This is a genomic window from Mycobacterium sp. TH-M25 (assembly GCF_057473665.1).
In genome coordinates, this window is the sequence record NZ_JBYCLA010000075.1 from 1 (window position 1) to 9,850 (window position 9,850).

The 9,850-nt window shown below is 66.2% G+C and carries 8 protein-coding genes and 1 pseudogene; 2 read left to right on the top strand and 7 right to left on the bottom strand.

Going from position 1 to position 9,850, the window contains the following annotated elements:
- The 5 genes from alaS to AC2VOU_RS02815 form a co-directional block, all read right to left on the bottom strand.
- A partial coding sequence (gene alaS, locus AC2VOU_RS02795) for an alanine--tRNA ligase (RefSeq protein WP_486955991.1) occupies positions 1-2,310 on the bottom strand: 2,310 nt, incomplete at its 3' end.
- 94 nt (positions 2,311-2,404) lie between these two features.
- A complete protein-coding gene (locus tag AC2VOU_RS02800; protein ID WP_486955997.1) occupies positions 2,405-2,794 on the bottom strand; it encodes a secondary thiamine-phosphate synthase enzyme YjbQ in 390 nt (129 codons plus the stop codon).
- A gap of 31 nt (positions 2,795-2,825) precedes the next feature.
- A complete protein-coding gene (locus AC2VOU_RS02805; protein WP_486955992.1) occupies positions 2,826-3,737 on the bottom strand; it encodes an HpcH/HpaI aldolase/citrate lyase family protein in 912 nt (303 codons plus the stop codon).
- Between the two features lie 13 nt (positions 3,738-3,750).
- Positions 3,751-4,935: a CaiB/BaiF CoA transferase family protein gene (locus AC2VOU_RS02810; protein WP_486955998.1), complete on the bottom strand. Its 1,185-nt coding sequence runs from the start codon at positions 4,933-4,935 to the stop codon at positions 3,751-3,753.
- Positions 4,935-6,293 (bottom strand): LLM class flavin-dependent oxidoreductase, encoded by a 1,359-nt coding sequence (locus AC2VOU_RS02815; RefSeq protein ID WP_486955993.1) that lies wholly within the window; start codon positions 6,291-6,293, stop codon positions 4,935-4,937. Before AC2VOU_RS02815 ends, AC2VOU_RS02810 begins: the two co-directional genes overlap by 1 nt.
- Positions 6,294-6,363: 70 nt before the next feature.
- On the opposite strand from AC2VOU_RS02815, the gene AC2VOU_RS02820 reads away from it, so the two are divergent.
- On the top strand, positions 6,364-7,044 hold the full coding sequence (locus AC2VOU_RS02820; RefSeq protein ID WP_486955994.1) for a GntR family transcriptional regulator: 681 nt from the start codon (positions 6,364-6,366) through the stop codon (positions 7,042-7,044).
- A 125-nt stretch (positions 7,045-7,169) separates the two neighbouring features.
- Here AC2VOU_RS02820 and AC2VOU_RS02825 read toward each other — a convergent pair whose 3' ends face one another.
- Complete coding sequence (locus AC2VOU_RS02825) at positions 7,170-8,504, bottom strand: replication-associated recombination protein A (RefSeq protein ID WP_486955995.1); 1,335 nt, start codon at positions 8,502-8,504, stop codon at positions 7,170-7,172.
- Between the two features lie 129 nt (positions 8,505-8,633).
- On the opposite strand from AC2VOU_RS02825, the gene AC2VOU_RS02830 reads away from it, so the two are divergent.
- Positions 8,634-9,602, top strand: coding sequence for a hypothetical protein (locus tag AC2VOU_RS02830; RefSeq protein ID WP_486955996.1), 969 nt, complete (start codon positions 8,634-8,636; stop codon positions 9,600-9,602).
- Between the two features lie 18 nt (positions 9,603-9,620).
- Here the strand turns inward: AC2VOU_RS02830 and AC2VOU_RS02835 are convergent.
- Positions 9,621-9,850: pseudogene (locus tag AC2VOU_RS02835) on the bottom strand (hypothetical protein); the annotation flags it as partial.

Consider the following 9,850-nt stretch of genomic DNA (forward strand, 5'->3'; position numbering starts at 1 on the left):
CCGGTTGCGTTCGATCTCCTTCTCCGCGGCTTTCAGTCGTTCCACCAGGTTCGCCACCCGGGCCGGCACCTCGTCGGAGGGCACCTTCAGCGACGAGGCCAGCCCGGTCATCAGCGCGCGCTCCTTGGCCAGATGCCGATAGGACTCCAGCCCGACGTAGGCCTCGACGCGGCGCACGCCGGAGCCCACCGAGGATTCACCGAGGATGGTCACCGGCCCGATCTGCGCCGAATTGTGCACGTGGGTTCCACCGCACAGCTCCAGCGAGAACGGCCCGCCGATCTCGACCACACGCACTTCATCGGGGTAGGCCTCGCCGAACATGGCCATCGCACCCATTGCCTTGGCCTTGTCCAGCTTTTCGAGAAAGGTGTGTACCTCATAGTCGGCTTGGACGGCCTCGTTGGTCACTTGCTCGACCTGGCTGAGCTGCTCGGCGCTCAGCGCGCCCTGGCTGTTGAAGTCGAACCGCAGGTAGCCCGGACGGTTCAGCGAGCCGGCCTGAACAGCGTTGGGGCCCAACACCTGCCGAAGGGCGGCATGGACCATGTGCGTTCCGGAGTGGCCCTGGGTAGCACCCTTGCGCCAGCCGGGGTCGACGGCTGCGACGACCGTGTCTCCTTCGACGAACTCTCCCGAATCCACGTCGACGCGATGCACCCACAGGCTTTTCGCGATCTTCTGCACGTCGGTGACGACCGCCATGGCGCTCTGGCTGGATCCGGTGCCGCTGATGGTGCCCGCGTCGGCCACCTGACCACCCGATTCGGCGTACAGCGGCGTGCGGTCGAGCACGATTTCGACGCGGTCGGCGCGCGCGGACTCTTCGGTCCCATGCGTTATCACCGGCACCCGCTTGCCATCGACGAAGATGCCCAGAATCTTCGCCTGCGAGGTCAATTCGTCGAAACCGGTGAATTCGGTGGGTCCGGCGTCGACCAGCTCGCGGTAGGCCGTCAGGTCGGCGTGCGCGTGCTTGCGCGCGGCGGCGTCGGCCTTCGCGCGGCGGCGCTGCTCGGCCATCAGTTCCCGGAACCCGAGCTCGTCGACCTGCAGGTCCGCTTCGGCAGCCATCTCAAGAGTGAGCTCGATCGGGAACCCGTAGGTGTCGTGCAGGGTGAAGGCGTCCGCGCCGGACAGCACCGTGGCGCCGGAGGCCTTGGTGGCCGCGGCCGCCTCTTCGAAGAGCCGCGAGCCCGATTGCAGCGTTCGGTTGAACGCTGCCTCCTCGGCGACCGCGATGCGGTTGATCCGGTCGAAGTCGGTGACCAACTCCGGGTAGGACGGGCCCATCGCGTCGCGGACGCATGCCATCAGTTCACCGACGATCGGACCGTCGATGTCGAGCAGGCGGGCCGAGCGGATCACCCGCCGAAGCAAACGACGCAGCACGTAGCCACGTCCGTCGTTGCCGGGACTCACGCCGTCGGCGACCAAGATTGCCGACGTGCGGCTGTGGTCGGCGATGATCCGGTAGCGCACGTCGTCGTCGTGGTTGCCGGCGTCGTAGCCGCGCGGGGCGCGCCGGGCCACCGCATCGATGACGGGGCGCAGCAGGTCGGTTTCGTAGACGTTGGCCACACCCTGCAGCAGGCAGGCGACCCGCTCGATGCCCATCCCGGTGTCGATGTTCTTGCGCGGCAACGGTCCCAGAATCTCGAAGTCGTCCTTGCCGGCGCCATCCCCGCGTTCGTTCTGCATGAACACGAGATTCCAGATCTCGATGTAGCGGTCTTCGTTGGCTTCCGGGCCGCCCTCGGCCCCGAATTCCGGTCCGCGGTCGTAGTAGATCTCCGACGACGGTCCACACGGCCCGGGGATGCCCATCGACCAGTAGTTGTCGGCCATCCCGCGCCGCTGAATCCTTTCGACGGGCAGATCCGCAATCTCGCGCCACAGCTCGATCGCTTCATCGTCATCGAAATAGACTGTGGCCCAGAGTTTCTCAGGATCGAAGCCGTAGCCGCCGTCGTCGACGTTGTTGGTCAACAAGGTCCAGGCCAACTCGATGGCTTCGCGTTTGAAGTAGTCGCCGAACGAGAAGTTGCCGGCCATCTGGAAGAAAGTGTTGTGCCGCGTGGTGATCCCGACCTCGTCGATATCGGGCGTGCGGATGCACTTCTGAATGCTGGTCGCCCTCGGGTACGGCGGAGTGCGCTGGCCGAGGAAGAAGGGAACGAACTGCACCATGCCGGCATTGACGAACAGCAAGTTGGGGTCGTCGAGAATCACCGATGCGCTCGGCACCTCGGTGTGGCCCGCGTTCACGAAATGATGCAGGAACCTCTTCCTGATCTCGTGTGTCTGCACTTCTCGGTTTCCTCTTCAGTCCTGCGGCTACCAGCTATTCGACCGCACTACAGTACCGGTCCGGCTTACCCGCCCCGACATGCGACGAGTCCGGCTAGCCCGGCACGAACGACAGCCGCACCGACCGCCGCGGATTGTCCTGGTTCAGGTCGACCAGGACCACGCTCTGCCAGGTGCCCAGCAGGGGCTTTCCCGCCTGGACCGGCACGGTGATCGACGGCGCGACGATCGCGGGCAGCACGTGGTCGGCGCCGTGACCGAATGATCCGTGGGCGTGCCGGTAGCGGTCGTCGCGCGGCAGCAACCGCTCCAGGGTGTCGATCAGGTCTTCGTCGGAACCGGCGCCGGTTTCGATGATCGCCACCCCAGCGGTTGCGTGCGGGACGAAGACATTGCAGAGCCCGTCGCCGTTGGGCGCGCAGAAGGCGCGCACTGAGTCGGTCAGGTCGACGATACGGCGACGCGCGGTGTCCAACTCCAGCACATCGGTGTTCACCGGCCCAGCCTACGTAGCGCTAGCGACCCTTGCCGATCAAGGCTGCGCGCTTGAGGGTGGCCTGCGCCATCTTGACGTGCGCAGCGTCGACCAGGACGCCGTCGACACCTACCGCTCCGAGGCCCTTCTTTTCACCTTCGCGGTAGGCCGCGACGTTGCGTTCGGCGAGCGCGATCTCCTCCTCGGTCGGTGCGTAGACCGTGTTGGCGATCTCGATCTGGCTCGGGTGAATCGCCCACTTGCCGGTGTATCCCATCAGCGCGGCGCGTCGCGCCGCGCGCTCGTAGCCCGCCAGGTTGCCGTAGTCGGGGTACGGCGCGTCGATGGCGTCGATGCCGGCGATCCGGGCTGCGACGATCACCTTGTTGCGGGCGTAGGCCCAGAAGTCACCGGGATAGTCGCCCAGCGGGTCGAAGTTGGTGTCGACCCGCGCGCCTTGGGACAACGAGAAGTCGCCGACGCCGAAGATCAGCGCGTCCAATCGTGGGCTGGCGACGGCGATCTCCTCGGCGTTGGCCAGCCCCTCGACCTCTTCGACGAGCACCTCGAGGCGGATTTGGCGCGACAGGCCGAGTTTGGCTTCCAGCTGGGTAAGCAGCACGTCGACCCACCAAACGTCGCGCGCTCGAAGCGCTTTCGGGATGATGATGGTGTCGAGGTTCTCCCGGGCTCCGGTGACGACCTCCACGATGTCGTCGTGACACCACTGGGTGTCGAGGCCGTTGATGCGGATCGCCCGCACGGTGTGGCCCCAGTCGAGCTCGTTGAGCGCTTTGACCACTTTCGGGCGCGCCGCCTCCTTGTGCGACGGCGCCGTGGCGTCTTCCAGGTCGAGGAACACCAGGTCGGCCTGCGATGCGGCAGCCCTGGCGAACATGTGGTCGTTGGCCGCGGGGACGGCGAGCTCCGAGCGGCGCAGTAGTGACGTCATCCGAGCAGTCTCCTCACAGCACGCCCCGGGCGTGCAGGTCGTCGATATCGCTGCCGGACAGGCCGAGTAGCTCGCCGTACACCTCGGCGTTGTGTTCACCGATTTGCGGGCCAAGATGATTCACTCGACCGGTCGCGCCGGAGAACCGGGGCACCGGGGCCTGGATGGTCATCGCGCCCAATTGGTCGTCGGCGACTTTGACGAACACCTCGCGGTGGGCGAGCTGTTCGTCGGCGACCAGATCGGTGATGTCGTACACCGGCGCGGCTGCCACCTCGGCGGCGTCGAAGATCGCCATCGCCTCCGCCAGCGTCTTGGTGGCCACCCAGTCGGCGACCACCTGATCTACCTCGCGGGCCCGCGACAGCCGTCCCTGCGGATCGGCGAAGTCGACGTCGTCGACCAGGTCGGCGCGACCGATGGCACGAAACACCCTCAGCGCCAACGCCGGTGAGCTGCCCGACATCGCCAGCCAGCGATCGTCGGCGGTGCGGTAGGTGTTGCGCGGCGCCGAGATATCCCAGCGGTTGCCCGCCCTGGTGGGCACCAGCCCGAGTTGGTCGTAGCCCAGCAGCGTCTGCTCCAAGAGGCGCGCCAGCGGGTCGATCAGGTTGATGTCGATGAGCTGCCCCGGCGCGCCGTGCACATCGCGGTGATACAGCGCCATCATCACCGCATACGCGGCATTGAGGGACGCCACCCCGTCGGCAAGCATGAACGGCGGCAACGTCGGTGGGCCGCTCTCCTCGCCGGTGATGTTGGCGAATCCGCTCATCGCCTCGCCGAGCGTGCCGAAGCCGGGGCGTTCGCTCTTCGGTCCGGTCAGCCCGTAGCCGGTGATGTGCAGCATCACGATCTTGTCGTTGACCGCGCGCAGCGCTTCGTAGTCGAGGCCCCACTTGCGCAGGGTGGCGTGTCGCGTGTTGACGATCACCACGGCGGCGTGCTCGACCAACTGCCTTAGCAGCGCCTGGCCTTGCGCGACCCGCAGATTGAGGGTGATCGACCGCTTGTTGCGCGATAACGACTTCCACATCAGCCCGACGCCGTCGACCTGATTCCCCCAGGTGCGAATCGGGTCGCCACCGTCGGGTTGCTCGATCTTGATGACGTCGGCGCCGAACTCGCCGAGATAGGTGGCGGCCAGCGGTGCGGCGGCCAGTGTCGCGACGTCGAGAACCCGGATGCCTTCCAGCATCATGCGTTGACGGGCACGCCGGCCGGCCGTTGCAGTCCGAGGTGATCACGCAGCGTCGACCCGCGGTAGGAATCCCGGAACAGGCCGCGGTGCTGCAGTTCCGGGATCACCATCCGGACCACGTCCTCGAACGCTCCGGGCAGATGTGTTGCGGCCAAGACGAATCCGTCGCAGGCACCGCCGTGGAACCACTCCTCCATCTGGTCGGCGACCTGCTTGCCGGTGCCGACGAAACGCGGGCCCTGCAGCAGCGTGGCGCGGTGTCCGGCCAGATCACGCAAAGTGATTGGGCCGCCCTGGGAGGAGATGTGGGCGCGCAGGTTCTGCACCAGCCCACGAATCCCGGACACGTTTTCGATGAGGTCGTCGGTGATCGGGTCGTCGAGCTCGTGCTTGGCGAAGTCGTAGTTCATCAACTCCGACAGTAGGGTCAGCGAGGCCATCGGGTGCACCAGATCGTTGAGGAAGACCTGCTCGCGTTCTTTGGCATGGTCCTCGCTCTCGCCGACGACTGCGTAGGCCATCGGGCAGAGCTTGACCGAGTCCGGGTCACGTCCGGCGGCCCCGAGGCGCTCTTTCTGGTCGGTGTAGTGGTTGCGTGCCACCTCGATGCCCGGATCGCCGGTGAAGATCAAATCGGCCCAGCGCGAAGCGAATTCACGGCCGCGGCCGGACGAACCCGCCTGGATGAGGACCGGTCGTCCCTGCGGTGTGCGTGGCACCGTGAGCGGCCCGCGCACCTTGAAGAACTCGCCGTTGTGGTGCAGTTCGTGGACCTTGTCCGGGTCGGCGTAGATGCCGTTGACCCGGTCGTGCAGGATCGCGTCGTCTTCCCAGGTGTCCCAGAGTCCCACGGTGGCTTCGAGGAATTCCTCGGCGCGGTCATAGCGGGCGTCGTGACCCAAATGCATATCCAGGCCGAAGTTCTGGGCCTCACTGTCGTTGACCGAGGTGACGATGTTCCAGGCCGCCCGACCGCCGGACAAATGGTCGAGGGTGGCGAAGGTGCGGGCGATGTGGAACGGCGTGTAGTAGGTGGTGGAACCGGTCGCGCCCAGTCCGATGCGCGACGTCGCGTGTGCGAGCACACCCAGCACGATGGACAGATCCAGCTTCACCGGGCGCGCGCCGTATTTGACCGCGTCGGCGACCGATCCGCCGTAGATACCCGGCATCGCCAGCCGATCGTCGAAGAACATCAGGTCGAAGCAGCCCTCTTCGAGTTGCCGGCCGATCTTGGCGTAGTACGACGCGTCGAGGTAGCCGTGCTCGGTCGCGGGGTGACGCCACGAGCCCGCGTAAACCGACGTGCTGCCCGCTTGCATGAAGGCGACGAGCGCCATCTGTCGAGTAGTCATCATTGATGTCTAACATCTGATATATTAGATTTCAAGTCCCGACGTCCCTCCAGCCTTTAAGGTCTTCGCCATGGCTCCGAATGACGGTGTTGATGTCGGCGGCACGGTCCGTGAGCGCGCCGCGCGAGAGTTGCGCGACCGCATCCTGACGGGCACGTTGCCCGCCGGCACCCGCCTCGACCTCGACGCGATCACCAAGGAATTCGCCACCAGTCGCACACCGGTGCGCGAAGCCTTGCTCGAGTTGTCCTACGACGGGTTGGTGCGCGTTGCGCCGCGCAGCGGGATCACCGTAATCGGCATGACCCCGCGAGACGTTCTGGACAGCTTCACGATTCTCGGGGTGTTGACCGGCCAAGCGGCAGCATGGGCCGCCGAACGGGTCTCTGATCATGGGATCGATCAACTGCGTTCGCTGGCAACAGAATTCGAGATGCACACCGGAGAAGCGGCCGTCGACGCCAACTGGCGTTTTCACGGTGAGATTCATCGGGCCGCTCATTCGCGACGGTTGATGGCGCAAATTCGGCAAGCCGTCCGGGTGGTTCCGTCGAACTTCTTCGCGATGTTCCCCGAGCACGAGCACAACGCACTCGACGAGCATCGGGCGCTGGTGGCAGCCCTGGCCGATCGGAATCCTGACAAAGCCCGCGACATCGCCGAACGACACGTCCTCGATGCGGGCCGGTCACTGGCCGAACGACTCGAGCAGGCGGACAACGGCAGCACCACCAACCACATCAGTCACTGAGTTGGGGACAGTTTCTGTTTCCGTTTTATGACCACGGGCGCTATCACTGGCCGGTGATATCGCCGGTGGTGATGTTGCGGAAAAAGACTGCCGACCGAGAGAGGTTGCTGATGTGACCGGTGTGACTAACCACGCCGTCGGCGAATGATTGCCCGCAACTTCTCCAGGCGCGACCCGATTTCGCGTTCCGCCCCACGGCCGGTAGGCAGGTAGTAGTCGACGCCAACCAGCTCATCAGGCGGATATTGTTGCGGCACAACACCATCCGGATCGTCATGGGCATACTTGTAGCCCTGGGCGTTGCCCAGCGACGCGGCGCCCGCGTAGTGGCCGTCGCGCAGATGCGGCGGCACCAAGCCGGCCTTGCCGGCGCTGATGTCTCCCATTGCCGCCCCGATCGCGGTGGTGACGGCATTGGACTTCGGCGCCGTCGCCAGGTAGACGGTGGCATGCGCCAGCGTCAGCTTGGCCTCGGGCATACCTATCAGAGCGACCGTCTGCGCCGCGGCGACCGCGGTCTGCAGCGCCAGCGGGTCAGCCATTCCGATGTCCTCGCTGGCCAAGATCATCAGCCGGCGCGCTACGAACCGCGGATCCTCGCCGGCCACCAGCATCCGGGCCAGGTAGTGCAATGCGGCATCGACGTCGGAGCCGCGGACCGATTTGATGAAAGCGCTGATCACGTCGTAGTGCTGATCGCCGTCGCGGTCGTAACGGACCGCGGCCTTGTCCAGCGACTGTTCGATGGTCTCGACCGTGACCCGCTCCGCCACCTCGGACGCCACCTCCAACGCCGTCAGCGCCCGCCGGGCATCCCCCGCCGCGAGTCTGACCAAGAGGTCGACCGCCTCGGGCGTCACCTCGACCCGGCCTGCCAGTCCACGCGAATCGTCGATGGCGCGCCGCACCACCGCACGGACGGCGTCGGCGGTCAGCGGATGCAGTTGCAGGATCAGCGATCGCGACAACAAGGGCGCGACCACCGAAAACGACGGATTCTCCGTCGTTGCCGCAACCAGCAGAACGATCCGGTTCTCGACAGCGGCCAGCAACGCGTCCTGCTGAGTCTTGGAAAACCGGTGCACCTCGTCGATGAACAGCACCGTCTGCTGACCGTGCGCCGCGGCGCGTCGCGCCGTATCGATCACGGCCCGGACGTCCTTGACCCCCGCCGACAGGGCCGACAGCGCCTCGAACCGCCGGCCGGTGGCTCGCGACACCAGCGACGCCAGGGTGGTCTTCCCGCTGCCGGGTGGGCCGTACAGGATCGCCGACGCCATCCCCGAACCTTCGACCAGTCGCCGCAGCGGAGACCCGGGCTGCAGCAGGTGATCTTGCCCCACGACCTCCTCGAGACTCGACGGGCGCATCCGAACCGCCAGTGGCGCCCCCGCCGCACGTCCGCGCGCAGGCTCGCCGAGACCGTCCTCGTCGGGGACGTCGAACAGACCCTCAGGCACGGTTCAGGCATACCACGCCGACGCGACACGTAAGCGCCCACCGTGAGGTCACAGCGCCACTGACGAATACTTGCTAAGTTCGCCAAAGCACACGCCTGGACAACATCCGACGACGAGGCAGGAGCGGCCATGAGCCAACCTCCGGAGCACCCTGGCTATCCCAATGAGCCGTACGGGGGTAACCCCAACCCGGGCGACTATCCGCCTCCGCCCGGATACGGACCGCCGCCGAGCTACGGCGCGCCGCCACCTCCTCCCCCCGGCTACGGACCGCCGCCGGGCTACGGACCCCCGCCCGGCTACGGACCTCCCCCCGGCTACCCGCCACCACCTCCGGGCTACGGGCCGCCACCGGGTTACCCGGCTTATCCCGGATACGGACCGCCACCCGGGTCGGGATTCGACGTCGGCGAAGCGTTCAACTGGGCGTGGAACAAGTTCAGCAAGAACCTCGGCCCGCTGGTGCTGGCGGCGTTGATCTATGGCGTGATCGGCGTGGTCGTTCACGGTCTGGTGTTCGTGGTGCTGGGGGGCGCCACAGCCGATACCGCGGCGGACGGCGACTACGGCGCCTCATTCGCGGCGAGTCTGGGCGCAGGTGGCACGCTCGTGCTGTTCATCGTGTCCTTCGTCTTCGGCATCTTCGTGCAGGCCGCGTTCTTGTCCGGAGCACTCGACCTCGCCGATGGCAGGCCGGTCACGGTGGCCTCGTTCTTCAAGCCGCGCAACTTCGGCAACGTGGTGCTGGCCGGCGCACTGTTGAGCGTGATCAGCGCCGTGCTGAACCTGATGGCGCTGCTCGGGTTCCTGTTTTGGTTGTTGTCGTTCGTCGCGGTCATCGCGTTCGCCTTCTTCGCGCTGTTCACCATCGCGTTTGCGACCGACCGTGCGCTGCCGCCCATCGACGCGCTGAAGGCCAGCGTCAGCACCGTTCGATCGCACATCGGCGACACCCTGCTGTCATTCTTGGTGCAGGCCCTGTTGGTGATCGTGGGCTTACTCGCCTGCGTCGTGGGCATTCTGCTGACCGGCCCCTTGGCGCTGCTGATCCAGGTGTACACCTACCGCCGGCTCTCCGGCGGCCCGGTTGCGCCCTAGATCGTCGTACCGGCGGGCTCACACCCCGGCGGATGGAGTCGACGACCGTCGAGGCAGCCGGAGGAACGCTGCCATCAGAAAAAACAGCGCTCCGATAAAGGTGCCGAGCTGGGCTAGTTGCACGTTCCACGCGTTTCCTGCCTCCGTCACGAACGCGCCGACCGCCGAGGCGCCGAAGGCTATCGACCCCGACATGCCGGCCCACGCGGCCAGCCATGACCGTGATCTGACTCGGACGAGCCGGGCAG

Bases quoted from the DNA above. Each gene is read 5' to 3' on its own strand.
- AC2VOU_RS02830 (WP_486955996.1), top strand. From the start codon at position 8,634: ATGAGCCAACCTCCGGAGCACCCTGGCTATCCCAATGAGCCGTACGGG.
- AC2VOU_RS02810 (WP_486955998.1), bottom strand. From the start codon at position 4,935: ATGCTGGAAGGCATCCGGGTTCTCGACGTCGCGACACTGGCCGCCGCA.
- AC2VOU_RS02805 (WP_486955992.1), bottom strand. From the start codon at position 3,737: ATGACGTCACTACTGCGCCGCTCGGAGCTCGCCGTCCCCGCGGCCAAC.
- AC2VOU_RS02820 (WP_486955994.1), top strand. From the start codon at position 6,364: ATGGCTCCGAATGACGGTGTTGATGTCGGCGGCACGGTCCGTGAGCGC.
- AC2VOU_RS02815 (WP_486955993.1), bottom strand. From the start codon at position 6,293: ATGACTACTCGACAGATGGCGCTCGTCGCCTTCATGCAAGCGGGCAGC.